The organism is Streptomyces sp. NPDC104313, from assembly GCF_055583985.1.
Genome location: NZ_JBVJMW010000001.1, coordinates 736582 through 756903, shown reverse-complemented (window position 1 = coordinate 756903; position 20322 = coordinate 736582). Strand labels below are relative to the sequence as shown.

The following is a 20322-nucleotide window of genomic DNA, read 5'->3' as shown; positions in this document are numbered from 1 at the left end:
GCCGCATTGGGGCGTCGGGAGATTCGGTGTGCTTGCTCAGGCGACGGGAATGAGGATCACAGCTCCGAGAGCGCCCCGTTCTTCTCTTCGTACGACGCACCGCTCTGCGGGCACTCCCACACGTTCGGCTCGCCCTCGCGCGCGACGAGACGCTCCCCGCTGCGGCCCACCCAGCCGATCTGCCGAGCCGGCACTCCGACGACCAGCGCGAAGTCCGGGACGTCCTTGGTGACCACGGCACCTGCCGCGACCATCGCCCACCGACCGATCCGGACCGGTGCGACGCAGACCGAGCGGGCCCCGAGTGACGCGCCTTCGGCGACCTTCACACCGACGGCCTCCCAGTCGCCGCCGCGCTTCTGCCTGCCGTCCGGGTCGACCGACCGGGGGTTGCGGTCGTTGGTGAGGACGACCGCGGGACCGACGAAGACGCCGTCGCCGAGTTCGGCGGGCTCGTACACGAGCGCGTAGTTCTGCAGCTTCACGTTGTCGCCGATGCGCACACCGGTACCGACGTACGCGCCGCGGCCGACGACGCAGCCTTCGCCGAGCCGGGCACCCTCACGAATCTGCGCCAGCTCCCAGACACTGCTGCCCGCTCCGATCTCGGCGGTCTCGTCGACCTGAGCGGTGGGCTGGACCCTGTAATTCACGGCATTGCCTTTCGGAGAGCTGATGCGCCCGGAAAGCATAAGGTCCGGCCCACTCCTCCCGCGTGCCGGGCCGGTCGGTCGGACGACGCTGCCCGACCGGTGGAGCACCGGCGCGTCGGTGCCGGTGCCGGTGAAGGTGAACAGCGTGGAGGGGACGTGCTTCCCGTCCGCGGCCTGCCCGGCACCGTAGAGGGGTCGGGAACCCAGGGCGTCGCGTAGGGCCGCAGCCGGGTGCACACGGCTCTCGCCCGCCACCGGGGCGGAGTCCGTGAGGGGCGGCGGGGTGATGTCCGTGACCGGCAGGGTCAGGTCGGCCATCACCGGATCACGGTCGGCGCGAGAGAGCGAGGGCGAGGGCGCCGGCAGCGCCGACAGCCGCGAACAACGCTATGCCCCGCACACGGCGGGAGGATTTCGGAGATACGAGTGTTTCTTGCTGGCAGAAGCACCGTTTGGGGCCGGTACGACACCGGAAACAGCCACCTCGTTGAGCGGAGATGCGGAAAATCGTCGTGACCAAGGGTGATGCGGAGAAGTGGCGAAACTTCTCCCTCGACATCCACGAACAGTCGGTGGCCCGGCATCCGAACAATCCGGAACTGGTGAACCCGATCGAAAGATCACGGGCGGATCTTTTTCCGTACTCACTCCATGGGCGATCTCCAGGGGCTGTGATGCGTTTCATCATGAGCGCGGACCGAAGGACCGTAGTGGCCTTCGAGCCCACCTCGGCCGAATACGTTCTGGAGCCGGATGCTCTGCTCACGATCGAGTGGCTCGGTCAGGAAGGTGGCGGAATGATCTCTCCGGAGGTCGGTGAATTCGTCGTCCCGGCGCCGGGAGGCGGGGCATACGAGGGCGTGGGAATGGGAAAGCGACGGTTCGGAGGTGTGTCTCGGCCCTGGACCCGAGCCGTAAGGGCTGAACGGTTTCGCAGCCGGTGCCGGTGACGTGGAGGAGTCACGCGGGCGGTGGCGGAGCGCGTCGCCCTCCCCGCTCCGCGTGACTCCTTCCCGTGCGTACGGCGAGGTGCCCGCACGTGCGTACGGCGAGGTGCCCGCGGGGAGGGCGGTTTGACCCCCACACCCCCGCCCCGTAACGTTGACCCTCGGTGTGTTTCCTTAACGCGCCTACCCCTGAGCACATCCCTCCCGGTAACGGTCGGTGTTCGCGCCGTCCGCCAGGAGAGGCCGCTCATCCTTCCGGATCGTCCCGGGCCCCGGCCCGTGCGAGCGGCTGGCATCAGGGGATCCGTTCCGAGCGAGAGAGAGATCCGCGTGTACGCCATCGTGCGCAGCGGTGGTCGCCAGCACAAGGTAGCTGTCGGCGACATCGTTGAGGTTGACAAGATTTCCACTGCCAAGGTTGGCGACACGGTCGAGCTCTCGACCCTGCTCGTTGTCGACGGTGACGCGGTCACCAGCGACCCGTGGGTGCTGGACGGCATCAAGGTCACGGCTGAGATCGTGGACCACCACAAGGGCGCGAAGATCGACATCCTTCGCTACAAGAACAAGACCGGCTACCGCCGTCGCCAGGGTCACCGCCAGCAGTACACGGCGATCAAGGTCACCGGTATCCCCGCGGCTGCGAAGTAAGGGACTGAGAACACATGGCACATAAGAAGGGCGCATCTTCCACTCGGAACGGGCGCGATTCCAATGCTCAGCGGCTCGGCGTGAAGCGCTTCGGCGGTCAGGCCGTCAACGCCGGTGAGATCCTGGTCCGCCAGCGCGGCACCCACTTCCACCCGGGCACGGGCGTCGGCCGTGGCGGCGACGACACGCTGTTCGCACTGGCCGCCGGTGCGGTGGAGTTCGGTACGCACCGTGGCCGCAAGGTCGTGAACATCGTTCCGCTCGCCGTCTGATCCTTCTCAGCGCGCGCAGAACGACACAGCACCTTCCGAGGGCGGATCTCAGCTTTCCCGGCGAACGGGGAAGCGGGTCCGCCCTCGGCGTGTTACGACAGAGACACTTCCGTATTTTCCGCTGTACCTGGAGGCACCAACCATGACCACCTTCGTGGACCGCGTCGAGCTGCATGCCGCCGCGGGTAACGGAGGCCACGGCTGCGCCTCCGTCCACCGTGAGAAGTTCAAGCCGCTGGGAGGCCCCGACGGGGGCAACGGCGGACGTGGCGGCGATGTGATCCTCGTCGTCGAGCAGTCCGTGACCACGCTGCTGGACTACCACCACAGCCCCCACCGCAAGGCCACCAGCGGCCAGCCCGGCGCCGGCGACAACCGCTCCGGCAAGGACGGACAGGACATGGTCCTGCCCGTCCCCGACGGCACCGTGGTGCTCGACAAGGCCGGGAACGTGCTCGCCGACCTCGTCGGCCAGGGCACCACCTTCGTGGCCGGTCAGGGAGGCCGCGGCGGCCTCGGCAACGCGGCGTTGGCCTCGGCCCGCCGCAAGGCCCCGGGCTTCGCGCTGTTCGGCGAGCCGGGGGCGAGCCGGGACATCGTCCTGGAGCTCAAGACCGTCGCCGACGTGGCCCTCGTGGGCTACCCGAGCGCGGGCAAGTCCTCGCTGATCTCGGTGCTCTCCGCGGCCAAGCCGAAGATCGCGGACTACCCGTTCACCACTCTCGTGCCGAACCTCGGCGTCGTCACCGCCGGGTCGACCGTCTACACCATCGCCGACGTCCCCGGGCTCATCCCCGGCGCCAGCCAGGGCAAGGGCCTCGGCCTGGAGTTCCTGCGGCACGTCGAGCGCTGCTCGGTGCTCGTACACGTCCTGGACACCGCGACCCTGGAGTCCGACCGTGACCCCGTCTCCGACCTCGACATGATCGAGGAGGAGCTGCGGCTCTACGGCGGTCTGGAGAACCGGCCCCGCATCGTCGCCCTCAACAAGGTCGACATCCCGGACGGCCAGGACCTCGCCGACATGATCCGCCCCGACCTCGAGGCCCGGGGCTACCGTGTCTTCGAGGTCTCCGCGATCGCGCACAAGGGTCTCAACGAGCTCTCCTACGCGCTCGCCGGGATCATCGTCGAGGCGCGCGCCACCAAGCCGAAGGAGGAGGCGACCCGCATCGTCATCCGCCCCAAGGCCGTCGACGACGCGGGCTTCACCGTCGTCCTGGACGACGACGGGATCTACCGGGTGCGCGGCGAGAAGCCCGAGCGCTGGGTGCGCCAGACCGACTTCAACAACGACGAGGCCGTCGGCTACCTCGCCGACCGGCTCAACCGGCTCGGCATCGAGACCGCTCTGATGAAGGCGGGCGCCCGGGCCGGCGACGGCGTCGCGATCGGCCCCGAGGAGAACGCGGTCGTCTTCGACTGGGAGCCCACCGTCACCGCGGGCGCCGAGATGCTCGGCCGCCGCGGCGAGGACCACCGCCTGGAGGAGCCGCGCCCCGCCGCGCAGCGCCGCCGGGACCGCGACTCCGAGCGCGACGACGCCGAGAAGGAATACGACGAGTTCGACCCCTTCTAAAGGGTTTCTCCCGGGGGAGTCCCCCCGGTCCTGGCCGACGGCCCGTCTCCCCGGAGGCGGGCCGTCCGGTAGCCTCGGAGCCGGGCATCGGCGGTTTCCGCCGGTCACGCCGGGTGAACGTGCCGCGGATGTGCGGATTGAGCAACACATCTGTGGGGTCGGTCACCCCCGGGCGACCGTCCGGAAGCGCCCAACCTCCCTGGCCAGAGGGTGAACTGCGGGTATCCGCAGGACGATCGGCGGACGACGTCCACCTTGCGAGACGGTCACGGAGAGTGCGACCATCACACTGTTCCCCCGTCATAGCAAGGTAGGTCGTCTGTGTCTGTGCCGCATGAAGCCAAGCCCCGGACCACAGCGGTCGTGCTCGCCGGTGGGACCGGCCAGCGCGTGGGCCTGTCGATCCCCAAGCAGTTGCTGAAGATCGCGGGCAAGGCCGTCATCGAGCACACGCTGACCATCTTCGAGAACGCCGACGGCATCGACGACGTCATCGTGCTGATGGCGCCCGGATTCGTGCCCGACGTGGAGAAGATCGTCGCGAAGGCCGGACTGACCAAGGTCACCCGGATCATCGAGGGCGGCAGCACCCGTAACGAGACCACCGAGCGTGCCATCGCGGTCCTCGGCGAGGGCCTCGCCGAGGGCGAGGACCGCAACGTCCTCTTCCATGACGCGGTGCGCCCCCTGCTGTCACAGCGCGTGATCACGGACTGTGTCGACGCGCTGGACCGTTACCAGGCCGTCGACGTCGCCATCCCGTCCGCGGACACGATCATCGTGACCCGCACGCACGGCGAGGACGGCGAGTTCATCACCGAGGTGCCCGACCGTTCCCGGCTGCGCCGCGGCCAGACGCCGCAGGCCTTCAAGCTCTCCACGATCCGCAGGGCGTACGAGGTCGCGGCGGGCGACCCCAACTTCCAGGCGACCGACGACTGTTCGGTGGTCCTCAAGTACCTCCCCGACGTGCCGATCCACGTGGTCGCGGGCGACGAGTACAACATGAAGGTGACCCAGCCGGTCGACGTCTTCATCACCGACAAGCTCTTCCAGCTGGCCTCCACCGCCGCCCCGCGCCAGGCCGACGAAGCCGCCTACCGGAAGCTGCTCACCGGCAAGACCCTCGTCGTCTTCGGCGGTTCGTACGGCATCGGCGCCGACATCGCCTCCCTGGCCGAGAACTACGGCGCGAAGGTCTACGCGCTGGGCCGCTCCACCACCGGTACGCACGTGGAGAACCCGGAGCACGTGGACGACGCGCTCTCCAAGGCGTACGGCGAGACCGGGCGTATCGACTACGTCATCAACACCGCGGGCGTGCTGCGGATCGGCAAGCTGGCCGAGACCGACAACACGACGATCCAGGAAGCCCTGAACGTCAACTACCTGGCGCCCGTCCAGATCGCCCGTGCCTCGTACAAGTACCTCGCCGAGACCCAGGGTCAACTGCTGCTCTACACCTCCAGCAGTTACACCCGGGGCCGCGCCGAGTACAGCCTCTACTCCTCCACCAAGGCCGCCATGGTCAACCTGACCCAGGCGCTCGCCGACGAGTGGGCGGGCGAGGGCATCCGGGTCAACTGCGTGAACCCTGAGCGCACCGCGACCCCGATGCGCACCAAGGCGTTCGGTCAGGAGCCCGAGGGCTCGCTGCTCTCCTCGGAGGCCGTGGCCCGCACCTCGCTGGACGTCCTGCTCTCCGCCCTGACCGGTCACGTCATCGACGTACGGCAGCAGGACCCGACGGCGGGAGCCGCCGAGTCCTCCGGCTTCGAGCAGGCCCTGGCCTCCGTGCTGGACCGTCAAGCAGATGTGTAATAATTCTTGACAAATGTGCTTTTCCGGGCCTCTGTTGTCGCTTTGTGCGATGGCAGAGGCCCGAATGCGTGAATCCGCACCTTCACATTTCCGCCAATACGTGAATCAACCGGCACCCCCTGGAGCAGGTTCTTCGTGATCTCGACAGCCATTCGCCTGGCCCGTGTGGGCAGCAGGTCGGAACTGGCGGCAGCGTTGTTGATGGGGCTGGGATATCCCTGCGTCATGCTTGCCGCGCTCATTCCCCACATCTGGTTCTTCGCGGCGGCCACCGCTGTCACGTATGCCGCCGACTGGTATCTGCACCAGAAGGGGAGCTATCTGGTCAACCGCCTGGGCAAGGTGCGCGCCGGGCTGTCGATCCGCTTCCTGCTGCGTCAGCTCATGGTCATCCTGCTGCTGGCCCGGCTGGATCTCGCCGAGGAGCCGCTGTTCTACTCGGCGGTGGCCTGCTTCCTGCTCTTCTACGGGCTCCAGGCGCCGCACGGCGCCCTGACGACCCTGATCCGGCTCCGCCGCACCATGCCGGTCGTCACCCGCAACGTGGACCTGCACGCGGTCCGCATCCCCGACGCCCCGCCCGGCGCGCTGCTGCGCCGCTCCGCCGAGAAGATGCTGCACCTCGACATCCCGGCCGTGGCGGGCATCCTGATCGCCGCCGGTACCGGTGAAGACGTCATCGGCTACGCGGGCATCGGCCTGACCCTGCTGCTGGCCCTGCTCTACCTCGCACGGCTGTTCCCGTACATGCGCCGCGGCCGGCTGGCGCCTCCGGCCCCCGCCGTGCTCAAGGCCGTCGACAGCTGGCTGCGCGATTACCAGCCGACCGTGGTGCTCTACTTCTCCGGCTCCAACGAGTCCGCCTACCAGGGCAACATGTGGCTGGAGACCATGGCCCGGATCGAGGGCCGGCCGCTGATCATCATGCGGGAGCGCGGCCTGGTCCCGCAGCTGACCGAGACCTCCGTCCCGGTCATCTGCGTCCCGGCGGGCACCCACCTGATGAACCTGGACCTCTCGACCGTCCGGGTCTGCCTGTATCCCGCCAACGTCGGCAAGAACATCCACATCCTGCGGGTCCCGACGATGAAGCACGTCTTCATCGGTCACGGCGACAGCGACAAGCTCGCCAGCGTCAACCCGTACTCCAAGGTCTACGACGAGGTCTGGACCGCGGGCCGGGCCGGACGCGACCGTTACGCGCTGGCCGACGTCGGCGTCCTCGACCAGGACATCGTCGAGGTCGGCCGTCCGCAGCTGGAGCCCATCAGGAGCTGGACGGGCGCCGTCAAGAACCCCATCCCGACCGTGCTGTACGCGCCCACCTGGGAGGGCTGGGACGACAACCCGGGCAACACCTCCCTGCTGCTGGCGGGCGAGAACATCGTGCGCCGGCTGCTGACCGCCGCCGACCCGGTCCGGATCATCTACAAGCCGCACCCCTTCACCGGCATCCGCAGCGGCAGGGCCAAGGCCGTCAACGCCCGGATCCGGGCGATGCTGGAGAAGGCCGCCGCCGAGCGCGCCGCCGATCCCCGCTGGGCGAAGGAGGCCTCATCGGCCGCCGCCGGGCAGAGCGCCGCCAAGGCCGAGCTGACCCGGATCGACGCGCGGCTCGCGCAGCTGGCGGCCCCCGGCCGCTCGGGCGGCGACGAGGCGGAGGAGTCGCGGATCTCGCTCGCCGACCCCGCCCGCGAGGCCGAGACCGCCCGGCTGCGGGCCGAGTGGAACGACGCCTACTGGCGCTCCTTCGGCTGGTGGGAGCACCGTACGGTGACCGGTGCGCAGCCCAAGCTGTACGACTGCTTCAACGAGTCCGACGCCATGGTTTCGGACATTTCCAGTGTGGTCTCCGACTTCATCGCGAGCGGCAAGCCGTACGCGGTCACCGACTCCGCCGAGCTCGGGGCCGAGGAGTTCAAGCGGCAGAACACCGCGGTGCGCGCCGCGGTCATCCTGTCCAACGGAGCCGAGGAGCTCGACGCGCTGCTGGCCGCGGTGGCCGACCCGGCGGCGGACGCTTTGGCGGACGCCCGCCGCGAGCTGAAGACCTACCTCCTGGGGCCGGACGAGCCGACCTCCATGGAGCAGTTCAACGCGGCCGTACGGGCGCTGGCCGCCAGGGCCGGGGCCCGCAATCTGGGCGTCGCCCAGCGGCTCGGAGACCAGTCCGTGGCGGTGCCGGACGAGGAGGCCGTCACCAGCGGCGTCGGAGCCGGCGATCCGCAGGCGGTGGCCGAGGCCGACGCCGTGGCGGACCCGGACGCGCCGGAAGCCGACGCGGTGAAGGCGGAGACCGCTCTCGCCGAAGGGGCCCCGTCCGCGCGCTGAGCGACGTACAGCCGTGTGAGCGACGCACTGCCGAGCGCCGTATATCCGATCGAACTGGCTGAAAAGTAGGCAACTCCGAGCGCGACCCGTACCTCTCTCTTGGGAAGGGGTGTACGGGTCGTTCGGTATGCGAATGCGCAAAGGGTGCAGAGTCGGGCAATCCACCCTTTTTCGTGTTCAAATCGACAGGTGCACATGGTCGACATGCCCAGGAAGAACGACGAGCCCGATGTGAGTGTGATCATCGGAGCTTATGACGCGATGCCCTACCTGGTCCGGTGCCTGGAGTCCGTCGAGGCGCAGACCATCGGCGCGGACCGCATGGAGATCGTCGCGATCGACGACGGCTCCACCGACGGCACCGGCGCCTGCCTGGAGGAGTTCGCCGCCCGGACCGCGATTCCCACGAGAGTCGTCCGGCAGGCGAATTCCGGCGGACCCAGTGGCCCGCGCAATCGGGGCCTCTCCCTCGCCCGCGGCCGGTACGTCTTCTTTCTCGACGCGGACGACTATTTCGGCGAGGAAGCCCTGGAGCGCATGGTCGCCATGGGGGACCGGGCGGGCACGGACGTGGTGCTCGGGAAGATCGTCGGCGTCCATCGCGGTGCCCCGAAATCGATGTGGAAAGAGACCGTCGAGCGCGCCGACCTGTATTCCTCCAACGTCAAATTCACGTTGAGCGCGCAGAAGCTGTTCCGGCGCGATCTGCTCGTACGCCTCGGTATGACCTTCGACGAGAAGCTGAAGACGGGCGAGGACGCCCTGTTCACGATGGAGGCGTACATCCGCGGCAACGGGATCTCCGTCGTCGCCGACCACACCTGCTACTACCTGGTGGGCCGCGAGGACCGTAACCAGATGACCAAGAAGGGCGGCTACAAACGCCGCTTCGACTCGGCCCGCGCCCTCATGGGGCTCATCGCCCGGTACGTGCCCCCGGGCCCCCGCCGCGACATCCTGATGGTGCGGCCCTTCGCCATCACGCTGCTGCCCCAGTTCGGCCCCGGACTGCTGAAGCAGAAGGCCGAGGTCCGCGAGCGGAAGATGGCGCTCGCCGCCCCGCTGATGAAGACGTACTGGACGCCGGAGCTCGGCCGCAACCTCAAGGTGAACGAACGGCTGCGGCTGACCTGCCTCGCCGCGGGCCGGCTCGACCTGCTCCTGGACATCGCGGCCTACCTGCGCGCCGAGGAGGAGCCCGAACTCGTCCGCCGGGGGAACCCGCCCCGTCTCCACCTCGCCTATCCGCACTTCGGCGAGAGCTCCGTGCTCCCCGACCGGGCCTACGAGGTGACCGTCACGGAATGGGTCGGCGGGCGGCGGATCGAGGCGCCCCAGGACAGGCCCCGGCTCTCCCTCGCCCGGCGCGTGGCCCGCAAGGCCCGCCGGGGGCTGCTCAGCGCCCTGCGGGCCCCCCGCACCCACCGCGTACGACCGGACGGGCCCGGGGGTCCCAGAACCCCTCTGCCGCCCCGGTGACGACCGGGTGGTTCGTCCTGTGAGAGGTGTCACGTCATACTGTGGGGCAACCATGAGACGGTTGGAGCCGTCTCATTAACGCCCCGTCCTCCTGGGGTTCATATCTGCACGTCCCCCCGGAAAGGCCCTCCACCCGTGGCGTCCCTCGAAGCGATCCCCGACGAGCTCAGCCGGCTCATGCAGTACTTCCCGGAGACTCCGGCCGAGGAGCGCCCCGAATTCCATCGAGCGGCCAAGGACTTCCTGGCCCGCGCCGCCCCCAAGGTCGTACGGCAGTTCTCCCCGATGGCCCGGGTCAAGTGGCACCTGGCGGCCAGCGGCCGCGGTGACGAGCTGGCGGACCTGCTGCACTACGAGCGCGAGAACCCGGGATCCTTCGCCGTCCGCGGCCTGCGGCGCGCCCGCATCGAGCTGCCCGGCGTCGAGAGCTCCTCGCTCCCCTCCTCGGTGCGCAACTTCAACCGCAGCGAACTCCCCGTACGCGGCAAGCTCCTCGACCTCGGCTGGGAGGACGGCAAGCTCCTCGTCAAGGGCTACGCCTACATCCCCAATGTCCCCTCGGCCACCGGCAAACGCTCGCTGCGCGTCGCCGTGCTCCGCCGCCAGGGCAGCCGCTCCACCCTCCCGCTGCGGATGCGCACCGTCCTGGAACCCCGTGCCACCACCGAGGCCAAGGGCGCCCTGCACAGCTACGACTGGGCCGGCTTCGAGCTCGGCATCGACCCGGGCCGGCTGCGCGTACGCGGTCAGTGGCAGCCCGGCACCTGGCGTCTGGGCATCGGCATCCCGCGCCCCGGCGGCATGTCCGTGGGCAGCGTCACCAAGAACAACGCGGGCGCGTCCGGCCACAGCTACACCCGGGTCCTGGACGACGGCGTCCGCCTCGTCGCCGGCTTCGACCGCAACCGGCTCAAGCTCTCCGTGGACGTCGTCCCCGCCGAGATCATCGCCCAGAAGGCCGACGGCGAGACCCTCACCGTCACCCTGCGCTCCCGTGTCACCACCCCCGCGGGCAAGTACCCCACCGCCCTGCGCATCGACCACGAGCCGAGCGGCTTCGCCACCGACCTCCCGCTCCAGCAGGGCGAGAGCGGCGACGACGGCTGGCTCCGCCACACCGCCCGCCTGGACTTCGCGGACCTCCCCGTCGACGGCGTACGCCCCGGCAAGGCCGTCAAGTACCGCGCGCTGATCGTCTTCGCCGACGGCACCACCCGCCGTGCCACGGGCGGCGAGAAGCCCGTCACCGGAGTCCACCCGCTGCCCGAGGGACGCGAGTTCGCGATCCTCACCGACGGCGCGGGGAACTTCACCCCGCAGGTCCGCACCGTCCAGCCCCTCGTCGACAGCGTCGAGTGGAGCGCCGAGGGCGAACTGGTCCTCTCCGGCGTCTACACCGGACCCGCCGAGCAGATGAAGATGGTCCTGCGCCACACCGGCCGCAACGAGGACCGCCCGCTGCCCGTCGAGTTCGCCGACGGCCGCTTCACCGCCCGTCTGCGCCCGGACACCATGCCCACCTACGAGGGCACCGTGTCGCTGCGCGCCGGCCGCTGGATGCCGCGCCTGCGCCTGCGCACCGAGTGGGACCACACCCGCGACCTTCCCGTCACGATCCGCCCCGACCTCGTGGACACGCTGCCGCTGGCCCACCGCGGCGAGCACCGCACGTACACCGTCGAGCGGCTCGACTTCGACCGGATCTTCGTGGAGTCCGGGCCGGTCCTCGACCCGGAGCTGCGCGGCGCCTACCGCCAGCGGCTGATGCGCGACGTCTACACCCCCGAGCAGCGCAAGCTGCCGCTGCGTGAGGCCGTGCTCTACAACAGCTTCGGCGGCAAGCAGTTCTCCGACTCGCCCCGCGCGGTCTACGAGGAGCTCAAACGCCGCGGCACCGAGGTCGAGCACATCGCGATGGTGCACGACCAGCAGGTCGTCCTGCCGCCCGGTGTCCGCGGCGTCGAGTGGGGCAGCAAGGACTGGTACGAGGCACTGGCCCGCAGCCGGTACGTCGTCACCAACGGCGGCATCCGCGAGTGGTTCGTCCGCCGCGAGGGCCAGGTCGTCGTCCAGACCTGGCACGGCACTCCGCTCAAGCGCATCGGCGCCGACCTGCTCGGCACCCCGAAGGCGAACCTGGCCTACATCGCGAGCCTCCCGCAGCGCTCGCGCCAGTACAGCCTGTTCATCACGCCGAACGCCTTCACCACTCCGATCATGACCAACTCCTTCCGCCTCCAGTGCGAGGTCCTGGAAGCGGGCTACCCGCGCAACGACGTCTTCCACGCCCCCGACCGCGTCAAGCGCGCCGCGGCCGTACGGGAGAAGCTCGGCATCCCCGCGGGCAAGAAGGTCGTCCTGTACGCGCCCACCTGGCGCGACGACCAGCGCTACGGCGGCCGCCGCTTCAAGCTCGACAACCAGATCGACGTCGAGGCCGCCAAGCGCGAACTCGGCGACGACCACGTGCTGCTCTACCGCAAGCACCACAAGGTCCTCGACTCCATCCCCGGCGCCGGACAGGGCTTCGTCTACGACTGCACGTACTACCCGGACATCGCCGACCTCTACCTGATCGCCGACGTGCTGATCACGGACTACTCCTCGGTGCTGTTCGACTTCGCGCACTCCGGGCGGCCGATGCTCTTCTTCACGTACGACCTGGAGCACTACCGCGACACCCTGCGCGGCTTCTACTTCGACTTCACCTCCCGCGCCCCCGGCCCGCTGATCAAGACCTCCGAGGACCTGGTCTCCGCGATCCGGAACATCGACGAGGTGAGCGAGGAGTACAAGGAGAAGTACGCCCAGTTCCGGGTCGACTTCTGCGAGCCCTCCGACGGCCGCGCCGCCGCCCGGGTCGTGGACCGGATGCTCGCCGTCAAGGACGAGCGGCAGAGCTGAGCCCACCGAGGCCGCCCCCGCCGCCCGCCCGCACTCCGCCCACCAGCCGTCCTTCGGCGTCCACCGAACGGAACGGGCGGCGGCGGGGGCGGCCGCTCGCGTACTGTGCTGTGCCGGGGGCGGCACGAAGGCCCCGCATCGAACACCGGGGCGATCCAGAGCGAGGAAGCACGTGGCAGAGCAGAGGCCGTCGGGCCGCGCGTCGGCGGTGACCGGGGCCCGCAGGGTCGTCGTCAAGGTCGGCTCCTCCTCGCTCACCACGGCCTCCGGCGGCCTCGACGCCGACCGCGTCGACGCCCTGGTCGACGTCCTGGCCAAGGTGAGGGGCGGCGGCGAACGCGAGATCGTCCTCGTCTCCAGCGGAGCCATCGCCGCCGGACTCGCCCCGCTCGGCCTCGTCCGCAGGCCCAAGGACCTGGCCCGCCAGCAGGCCGCCGCCAGCGTCGGCCAAGGCCTCCTCGTGGCCCGCTACACCGCCTCGTTCGCGCGCTACGGCGTCCGCGTCGGCCAAGTGCTCCTCACCGCCGACGACACCAGCCGCCGCGGCCACTACCGCAACGCCTACAGCACCCTGGACAAGCTCCTGGAGATGGGCGCCGTCCCCGTCGTCAACGAGAACGACACCGTCGCCACCGACGAGATCCGCTTCGGCGACAACGACCGGCTCGCCGCCCTCGTCGCCCACCTCGTCCACGCCGACCTGCTCGTCCTGCTCTCCGACGTGGACGGCGTCTACGACGGCCCGCCCGGCACCCCCGGCGCTGCCCGCATCGCCGAGGTCACCGGCCCCGAGGACCTGGCGGGCGTCACCATCGGCAGCGCCGGGAAGGCGGGCGTGGGAACCGGTGGCATGGTCACCAAGGTCGAGGCCGCCCGCATCGCCACCGCCGCAGGCATTCCCGTCGTCCTCAGCTCCGCCAGCCGGGTCGCCGACGCGCTGGCGGGCCGCGACACCGGCACGTACTTCCACCCCACCGGACGTCGCTCCGCCGACCGGCTCCTCTGGCTGGCCCACGCCTCCACCCCGCAGGGCGCGCTCACTCTCGACGACGGCGCCGTACGGGCCGTGGTGGAGCGGCGCACCTCCCTGCTGCCCGCCGGAATCTCCGCCGTCGAGGGCGACTTCAGCGCCGGCGACCCGGTCGAACTGCGCGACCCGCACGGCACCCCGGTCGCCCGCGGGCTCGTCAACTTCGACGCGAAGGAGATCCCCCAACTACTCGGCCGCTCCACCCGGGACCTCGCCCGCGAACTGGGCCCCGCCTACGAACGCGAGATCGTACACAGGGACGATCTGGTCCTCCTCACGCCGCGCCTCACCCCCTGAAACGGCTGAAAGTCCCGCCATCCAGCGGGGACCTTCCCCAAAACCACCCCATGCCCGGCTGTGGGCTGGTCCACTTTGTAGTGGGGAAACAGGGGACCGCACAGCAACACATCACAGGAGGCCGCCGGTGAGACGAGCGCGCCCGGGGGCGCCGCCCCGAGGCACGGCCGACCGAGCCCTGACGAGTGTCGGAGCGGGGGCGGATTTCGACCGGAATCCCCTCCCGGCGGACACCGTCGAACGGGAGCCGGTCACGACGGCGAAGGAGGAGTCCCCGCAGTCCAAGCTCTGGCACATCACGCTCAGCGTGTCGGGCGCCGAGACTCCGCTGGGGGAGGTCAGACGCGGCCTGGAACAGCTCGCGCACGACCATCCCTTCCTGCTGACCAGCCGCTACGCGGGCGACCACGCGGAGATCCGCTACTGGGAAGAGGCCCGCGATCTGCACGACGCCGCCGCGGTCGCGCTGCGGCTGTGGGGCGAGCACCGCTCCAGCGCCCAGCTCCCACCCTGGGAGATCGTCGGCCTGGAGGTCATCGACCGCGAGACCTACCACCTGCGGATCGCCGAGGGCTACGGGCCGCCGCCCGCGGCCCCCGTGGGCGTGCACCCCTACTGACCCCGGGGTGATCCGGACCGCCCTGGACCGATCCGGGGCCGGTCCCGGGCTGACCCCGGGCGATCCGGAGGCGTCCGCCACCGGGTCGGCCGTCTCGCATCACGGGATACGTGACGGATGCCCGCAGAGTGCGCATTACTCTGCGGGCATGACCCCGCTCTCGCCCTACGACAACCTCTCCCCGGTCGCGCGGACCGCCTACCGGGCGCGTGCCGCCGCCGCCGACATCGCGCCACTTCCGCGCGCGGCCAAGGACGACGCACTGCTGGCCATCGCCGACGCCCTCGAAGTGCGTACGAGCGAGATCGTCGAGGCCAACGCGGAGGACGTCGAGCGTGCCCGCGAGGCCGGGACGGGCGAAGGCATCATCGACCGCCTCACCCTCACCCCGGAACGCATCCGCGCCATCGCCGCCGACGTACGGGACGTCGCGGCCCTGCCCGACCCGGTCGGTGAGGTGGTGCGCGGATCGACCCTGCCCAACGGCATCGACCTCCGGCAGGTGCGGGTCCCGCTCGGCGTGGTCGGCATCATCTACGAGGCCCGGCCCAACGTCACCGTCGACGCCGCCGCGCTCTGCCTGAAGTCCGGCAACGCGGTCCTGCTGCGCGGCTCCTCCTCGGCCTACGCCTCCAACACCGCCCTCGTCCGGGTCCTGCGCGACGCGGTCGGCGGCTCCGGCCTGCCGGCCGACGCGGTGCAGCTCGTCCCGGGCGAGAGCCGTGACTCCGTGCGCGAACTGATGCGGGCCCGCGGCCTGGTCGACGTCCTCATCCCGCGCGGCGGGGCCTCGCTGATCCGCACGGTCGTCGAGGAGTCCACCGTGCCCGTCATCGAGACGGGCACCGGCAACTGCCACGTCTACGTCGACGCGCAGACGGACCTGGCCATGGCGGTCGACATCCTGATCAACTCCAAGGCCCAGCGCCCCAGCGTCTGCAACGCGGCCGAGACCCTGCTCGTCCACAGGGACGTGGCGGACGCCTTCCTGCCGCTCGCCCTGGACGCGCTGGCCGAGGCCGGGGTCACCGTCCACGGCGACGAGCACGTCCTCGCCCGCGCCGAGGGATCCAAGGCCACCGTGGTCGCGGCGACGGCGGAGGACTGGGAGACCGAGTACCTGTCGTTCGACATCGCGGCGGCGGTCGTCGACTCCCTGGACGCGGCGGTCGCCCACATCCGGCTCTGGTCCTCCGGCCATACCGAGGCAATCGTCACCACCTCGCAGTCCGCCGCACGCCGGTTCACCCAGCTGGTCGATTCGGCCACGGTCGCCGTGAACGCCTCCACCCGCTTCACGGACGGCGGACAGTTCGGCTTCGGCGCCGAGATCGGCATCTCCACGCAGAAGCTGCACGCCCGCGGTCCGATGGGCCTGCCCGAGCTGACCTCGACGAAGTACATCGTCACGGGGGACGGGCACACCCGCTAGCCGAGCCGGACCCCTCCTCGGCCCCTTGGGCCGGTCCCTTCCGCCGGGAGGGGCCGGCCCCGGTGTTCCCCGTGCCGATCCGGGAGTTCACGGGGGGTCCCTGCCCAAAAGGTCCCGGCCCGGCTACGCTGAATCCGTGCCGGACGACGTGGGGGGCAGGCCGTTTCCTGACGGCTGGGAGCCCGACGACGACCGCGGGGGCGCGGACGAGGACTTCGCCTCCGTGGTGTTCGACGAGGACTTCGTCCGGTCGGCGCCCGTCCATGAGCCCACCGCCGTGGAGCGCCTGCTCGCCGCCGCCGCGGCCCGCGCCGAGACCGACGCCCGCGCGCGTCGGAGCCGCCGCGCGGGCGACGGGGCCTACGACCCCCACGGCGGTCCCCGGGGCTACCGCGACCCCCAGGACCTCGACTACGACCCGGACCACGTCAGCCGGGACAACGGATGCCCCCCGGGGCCCTACGGCCGCCACGGCGGCTCCCTGCGTCCCTACCGCAACTCCGCCCGCTGGCACCGCCCGGTCGCCTGGCTGCTCGCCCTGGTGATGGGTGTCGGCATGGTCTCCCTCGCCTTCACCGCGGTCTACCGGGGCTCCTCGAACAACCGCCAGGACCAGGGGCCGCCGCCCGCCACCAGCGGTGTGGACAAGCCCGGGGCCGCCCCGTCGGCCTCCGCGGGCTACTCCCGCCGCACGGTCCCCGCCGAGCCCCGGGTGCCCTGAAGGCACCCCCTCCGTCACCCGTTCGCCGACAGCCGCACCAGGCGCTCCCGCACTTCCCGGCCTTCTCCGCGTTTACGCGGGCCGCAATCGACCTACCCTCAAGGTGTGACCCCTCGTTCCCAGGGGGGCTTCTCGCTGCGGACGTCACTCGGCCGAAGCAGACCGTTACGCACCGAACCGACCGGTGTGGAGATGGGGAGAGAAGTCATGACAGGCCGCTCAGAACCACCGGACGGTGCGCCCGAGAACCCTGCGGGCGGCGAGGACGAGTACCGCTCGCTCGTCTTCGACGAATCGTTCGTCCAGGCTGCGCGGATGCGGGAGTACTCGGCGCAGGAACGGATGGGTGAGCACGCCCGCGCCGTCCGGGCGCTGCCCGACGCGCAGGCCATCCGGAGCGGCGGCGGCTCCCGGGCCGCCATAACCCTGGTCGTCCTCATCGCCCTGGCTTTCGCGGTGGCCGTCTACATCGGATTCCGGAGCCCGTATGCCCAGCCGGCCGCCCGACGCGCCGAACCCCTGCGGACCACCGTCGTCCCCTTGGCCCCCCGCGGGGCCGTACCGGGCGGGTCACCCGAGCGGCTGTACCGGGCCGAGCCGGTCGCCGGATTCCGCACGGGCGCGGCAGGCATCAACTACCCCGGTGTGGAGCGCACGCAGAACTTCTCCGACAGCCAGATCACCGCCGCTCTCGCCACGGTCAAGGACTATCTGGTGGAGTCGTCCCTGAACCCCGACGTCCTCACCGGGTCCGTACACCGGCCCGTGGAGTACCTCCTCGACCCGGACCAGCGAGCCCAGTTCGAACAGAGTCTGAGCAGCACGGCGGACGACGGGAGCCACGTCGCCACCGGCTGGCTGGTGCGCTTCGACCCGGAGCAGGTGGAGCTCGCGGACCCGCAGATCCGGGTCCACGGCACCCTCCGCTACGAGGAGGAGGGCCCGGGCGCGCTCGGCGTCGTCTCGGACCACACGTTCACCTACGCCCTGCGCCCGGCGGACGGGCCCCACCGGGACGACGACGCCTCCCTGTTCACCGTGCGGCGCGAGCTGAGCTTCCGCTTCGACCGGGAGGACCTGCGACTGCACCGCCTGGAGGTGCGCACCGCCCATGTCCAGGCCGGGCCGCTGTCCTGCTCGGCCGACGCGACCGGGAGGTTCCGTCCGCTCCTCGCCGGGGAACGGGCAGACGCCCGCGGACCCGCCGCCACCGACCCGTACGCCACGGGCCGGCCCACGGCGGCGCTGTGCGGGACCCTGGAGGCCGTCAGCTCCCCGACGGCCCCGACGGCCCCGGGCTCCCCTCCTCAGGGTCCTGAGGCCGACCGGACGTCCCGTCCCCGTCCGTAGCGGAATCGCCGGACGGGCCCTGCGCCCCGTCCTTCGCACTCCCTGTCCCGGTGAACCGGTCGCGCAGCTTGCCGCCCAGGTCTCCCGCACCGCCGGCGATATCGCCCACGAGCTTCATCAGCGGGTCCTTGCTGGTGCGCACCGCGTCCGCGTAGTGCGAGGCGGACTCCCGGAACGAGTCGGTCACCGAGGTGTCCTTGTCCTCGTCCCGCCGCGGGTAGTGGCCGTCCATGATCCGCTGGAAGTCGCGGGTCTCCGACCACTTCTTCAGCTCGGCGGCCCGCACCGTGGTGAACGGGTGCGTGCGCGGCAGCACGTTGAGGATCTTGAGGACGGAGTCCCGCAGATCGCCGGCCTTCTCGTACTCGTCGGCCTGGGCGAGGAAGGCGTCCACGTTCATCTCGTGGAGGTGATTTCCGCCCGCGATCTTCATCAGACCGCGCATGGAGGCTTTGATGTCCTGGCCGACCAGCAGCCCGGCCCGGTCCGCGGACAGCTCCGACTTGCGGAACCACTCGCGCAGCGCCGTCACTATCGCCATGATCGCCACATTGCCCAGCGGGATCCAGGCGACCTTCACGGCGAGGTTGGTCAGGAAGAGAAGTATCGTCCGGTACACCGAGTGACCGGAGAGCGCGTGGCCCACCTCGTGGCCTACCACCGCCCGCATCTCCTCCTCGTCGAGCAGCTCGACCAGGCCGGTGGTGACGACGATGATCGGCTCGTCCAGCCCGATGCACATGGCGTTGGGCTGCGGGTCCTGCTTCACGTACATCGGCGGGACCTTCTCCAGGTCCAGGACGTAACACGCGTCCCGCAGCATGTCGTTGAGGTGGGTGAACTGCGCGTCGCCCACCCGGACGGAGTCGGAGAGGAAGAGCAGACGCAGGCTGCGCTCCGGGAGCAGCCCGCTGAGCGCCTTGAACACGGTGTCGAACCCGGTCAGCTTGCGCAGGGCCACCAGGGCCGAGCGGTCGGCGGGGTGCTCGTAGGCCCGGGAGGAGATCCCGGGGAATCGTCGGCGCTGCCTGCTCGGCACGTTCTCGTGACTGTTGTCGGTCATGGATGGCCCCCTGTTCGTACGAGACGTTGCTCGTCCCCCGGACAAAACCCAGCGTATGCGCTGGCGCTACGGTGTGCGGGGGGCTGTGGATAACCTTGAGGAGCGCCCGGAATGCCGCACACCGCCGTACTGCTCGCCGCCGCGTCCGAGGAGCAGGGACCGGGTGACACCCTCCGGATCGTGTTGCTCGTCTCGATCCTCGGAGCGGTGCTGCTCGCCTGGTTCCTGCTGCGTGGATACCGCAACGACGACAACAACGACTGAGTCGCCGTGAGCGTGCCCGGGGGTCCCGCATACGATGTGACCGACGTCTTCCTTCCGATTCACGATCGATAGGTCCTGCCGAAGATGAGCCTCACGAGCACCGCACACCAGTTGGTCACTCTCGCCTCCGGGGGCGGCGAGGGCGGCAACCACGAAAGCCTCAACCCCTACTTCGTCGGCGCCGGGGTGTTCCTCGCGCTGATGTTCCTGCTGTGGATCACCACCCGATTCAACCGCGACCGCTGAGTCAGGGGCGTACAGCTGTGCCAGTAGGCTCTGCACGCATGGGAGAGCAGGAAGTGCCTACCGGCCCCGGCAAGCGGCGCCTCGGCGTGATGGGCGGGACATTCGACCCGATCCACCACGGACACCTGGTGGCGGCCAGTGAAGTGGCCGCCCAGTTCCATCTCGACGAGGTCGTCTTCGTCCCGACCGGGCAGCCGTGGCAGAAGAGCCACAAGAAGGTCTCCCCGGCCGAGGACCGCTATCTGATGACGGTCATCGCCACCGCGTCCAACCCCCAGTTCTCCGTCAGTCGCAGTGACATCGACCGTGGCGGCCCGACGTACACCATCGATACGCTGCGGGATCTGCGCGAGGTCCACGGCGAGGCGGACCTCTTCTTCATCACCGGCGCCGACGCGTTGTCCCAGATCCTCACCTGGCGCGACGCGGAGGAGTTGTTCTCGCTCTCCCACTTCATCGGTGTGACCCGCCCGGGTCATGTGCTCACGGACGACGGGCTGCCCGAGGGTGGTGTCTCCCTCGTGGAGGTGCCCGCGCTGGCGATCTCGTCCACGGACTGCCGTGAGAGGGTCGCGCAGGGGGAGCCGGTCTGGTACCTGGTGCCGGACGGCGTGGTCCGCTACATCGACAAGCGCCAGCTGTACCGCGGCGAATGAGCCACGG

Annotated in this window: 17 protein-coding genes; 15 read left to right on the top strand and 2 right to left on the bottom strand. The window is 70.2% G+C overall.

The annotated features are described in order from the left end of the window. Positions 1–56: 56 nt before the first annotated feature. Positions 57–653, bottom strand: a complete 597-nt coding sequence (locus ACZ60Q_RS03400; RefSeq protein WP_469628006.1) for an acyltransferase — start codon at positions 651–653, stop codon at positions 57–59. 1277 nt (positions 654–1930) lie between these two features. Here ACZ60Q_RS03400 and rplU point away from each other — a divergent pair. The 12 genes from rplU (at position 1931) to ACZ60Q_RS03340 (ending at position 18086) form a co-directional block, all read left to right on the top strand. Beyond that, entirely contained in the window at positions 1931–2251 is a 321-nt protein-coding gene (gene rplU / locus ACZ60Q_RS03395; protein ID WP_003969204.1) for a 50S ribosomal protein L21, read from the top strand. Between the two features lie 14 nt (positions 2252–2265). Continuing rightward, positions 2266–2523: a 50S ribosomal protein L27 gene (gene rpmA, locus ACZ60Q_RS03390; RefSeq protein WP_026291105.1), complete on the top strand. Its 258-nt coding sequence runs from the start codon at positions 2266–2268 to the stop codon at positions 2521–2523. Positions 2524–2665: 142 nt separating this feature from the next. Beyond that, complete coding sequence (obgE, locus tag ACZ60Q_RS03385) at positions 2666–4102, top strand: GTPase ObgE (protein WP_469627630.1); 1437 nt, start codon at positions 2666–2668, stop codon at positions 4100–4102. Positions 4103–4423: 321 nt separating this feature from the next. Continuing rightward, positions 4424–5923 carry an SDR family NAD(P)-dependent oxidoreductase gene (locus ACZ60Q_RS03380; RefSeq protein WP_469627627.1) on the top strand — a complete coding sequence of 500 codons (1500 nt, stop codon included), beginning with the start codon at positions 4424–4426 and terminating at the stop codon, positions 5921–5923. A 225-nt stretch (positions 5924–6148) separates the two neighbouring features. Beyond that, a complete protein-coding gene (locus ACZ60Q_RS03375) occupies positions 6149–8254 on the top strand; it encodes a hypothetical protein (protein ID WP_469627624.1) in 2106 nt (701 codons plus the stop codon). Positions 8255–8449: 195 nt separating this feature from the next. Then, on the top strand, positions 8450–9733 hold the full coding sequence (locus ACZ60Q_RS03370; protein WP_469628003.1) for a glycosyltransferase family 2 protein: 1284 nt from the start codon (positions 8450–8452) through the stop codon (positions 9731–9733). Between the two features lie 135 nt (positions 9734–9868). Next, positions 9869–12637 (top strand): CDP-glycerol glycerophosphotransferase family protein, encoded by a 2769-nt coding sequence (locus tag ACZ60Q_RS03365; RefSeq protein ID WP_469627621.1) that lies wholly within the window; start codon positions 9869–9871, stop codon positions 12635–12637. Positions 12638–12809: 172 nt separating this feature from the next. Further along, positions 12810–13964 (top strand): glutamate 5-kinase, encoded by a 1155-nt coding sequence (gene proB / locus ACZ60Q_RS03360; protein WP_469627619.1) that lies wholly within the window; start codon positions 12810–12812, stop codon positions 13962–13964. A gap of 127 nt (positions 13965–14091) precedes the next feature. Beyond that, positions 14092–14583 (top strand): hypothetical protein, encoded by a 492-nt coding sequence (locus tag ACZ60Q_RS03355; RefSeq protein WP_469627616.1) that lies wholly within the window; start codon positions 14092–14094, stop codon positions 14581–14583. A gap of 148 nt (positions 14584–14731) precedes the next feature. Further along, positions 14732–16015: a glutamate-5-semialdehyde dehydrogenase gene (locus ACZ60Q_RS03350; RefSeq protein ID WP_469627613.1), complete on the top strand. Its 1284-nt coding sequence runs from the start codon at positions 14732–14734 to the stop codon at positions 16013–16015. A 136-nt stretch (positions 16016–16151) separates the two neighbouring features. Next, the gene (locus ACZ60Q_RS03345; RefSeq protein ID WP_469627610.1) at positions 16152–16736 is read left to right on the top strand and encodes an SCO2584 family spore wall biosynthesis protein; all 585 of its coding nucleotides are present in this window, start codon (positions 16152–16154) and stop codon (positions 16734–16736) included. Between the two features lie 207 nt (positions 16737–16943). Then, positions 16944–18086, top strand: a complete 1143-nt coding sequence (locus ACZ60Q_RS03340; RefSeq protein WP_469627608.1) for an SCO2583 family membrane protein — start codon at positions 16944–16946, stop codon at positions 18084–18086. Here ACZ60Q_RS03340 and ACZ60Q_RS03335 read toward each other — a convergent pair. Further along, on the bottom strand, positions 18004–19149 hold the full coding sequence (locus ACZ60Q_RS03335) for a M48 family metallopeptidase (RefSeq protein ID WP_469627605.1): 1146 nt from the start codon (positions 19147–19149) through the stop codon (positions 18004–18006). The genes ACZ60Q_RS03340 and ACZ60Q_RS03335 overlap by 83 nt on opposite strands. 111 nt (positions 19150–19260) lie before the next feature. Here ACZ60Q_RS03335 and ACZ60Q_RS03330 point away from each other — a divergent pair, with 111 nt between their 5' ends. From ACZ60Q_RS03330 to nadD, 3 genes are all read left to right on the top strand, one after another. Then, entirely contained in the window at positions 19261–19413 is a 153-nt protein-coding gene (locus ACZ60Q_RS03330) for a hypothetical protein (protein ID WP_003969217.1), read from the top strand. An 84-nt stretch (positions 19414–19497) separates the two neighbouring features. Continuing rightward, positions 19498–19659 (top strand): hypothetical protein, encoded by a 162-nt coding sequence (locus ACZ60Q_RS03325; RefSeq protein WP_469627602.1) that lies wholly within the window; start codon positions 19498–19500, stop codon positions 19657–19659. 38 nt (positions 19660–19697) lie between these two features. Further along, entirely contained in the window at positions 19698–20315 is a 618-nt protein-coding gene (gene nadD, locus ACZ60Q_RS03320; protein ID WP_469627599.1) for a nicotinate-nucleotide adenylyltransferase, read from the top strand. Positions 20316–20322 lie beyond the last annotated feature (7 nt).

Bases quoted from the DNA above. Each gene is read 5' to 3' on its own strand.
- ACZ60Q_RS03335 (WP_469627605.1), bottom strand. From the start codon at position 19,149: ATGACCGACAACAGTCACGAGAACGTGCCGAGCAGGCAGCGCCGACGA.
- rpmA (WP_026291105.1), top strand. From the start codon at position 2,266: ATGGCACATAAGAAGGGCGCATCTTCCACTCGGAACGGGCGCGATTCC.
- ACZ60Q_RS03330 (WP_003969217.1), top strand. From the start codon at position 19,261: ATGCCGCACACCGCCGTACTGCTCGCCGCCGCGTCCGAGGAGCAGGGA.
- ACZ60Q_RS03370 (WP_469628003.1), top strand. From the start codon at position 8,450: ATGGTCGACATGCCCAGGAAGAACGACGAGCCCGATGTGAGTGTGATC.
- ACZ60Q_RS03350 (WP_469627613.1), top strand. From the start codon at position 14,732: ATGACCCCGCTCTCGCCCTACGACAACCTCTCCCCGGTCGCGCGGACC.
- nadD (WP_469627599.1), top strand. From the start codon at position 19,698: ATGGGAGAGCAGGAAGTGCCTACCGGCCCCGGCAAGCGGCGCCTCGGC.
- obgE (WP_469627630.1), top strand. From the start codon at position 2,666: ATGACCACCTTCGTGGACCGCGTCGAGCTGCATGCCGCCGCGGGTAAC.
- ACZ60Q_RS03325 (WP_469627602.1), top strand. From the start codon at position 19,498: ATGAGCCTCACGAGCACCGCACACCAGTTGGTCACTCTCGCCTCCGGG.
- ACZ60Q_RS03340 (WP_469627608.1), top strand. From the start codon at position 16,944: ATGACAGGCCGCTCAGAACCACCGGACGGTGCGCCCGAGAACCCTGCG.
- ACZ60Q_RS03375 (WP_469627624.1), top strand. From the start codon at position 6,149: ATGCTTGCCGCGCTCATTCCCCACATCTGGTTCTTCGCGGCGGCCACC.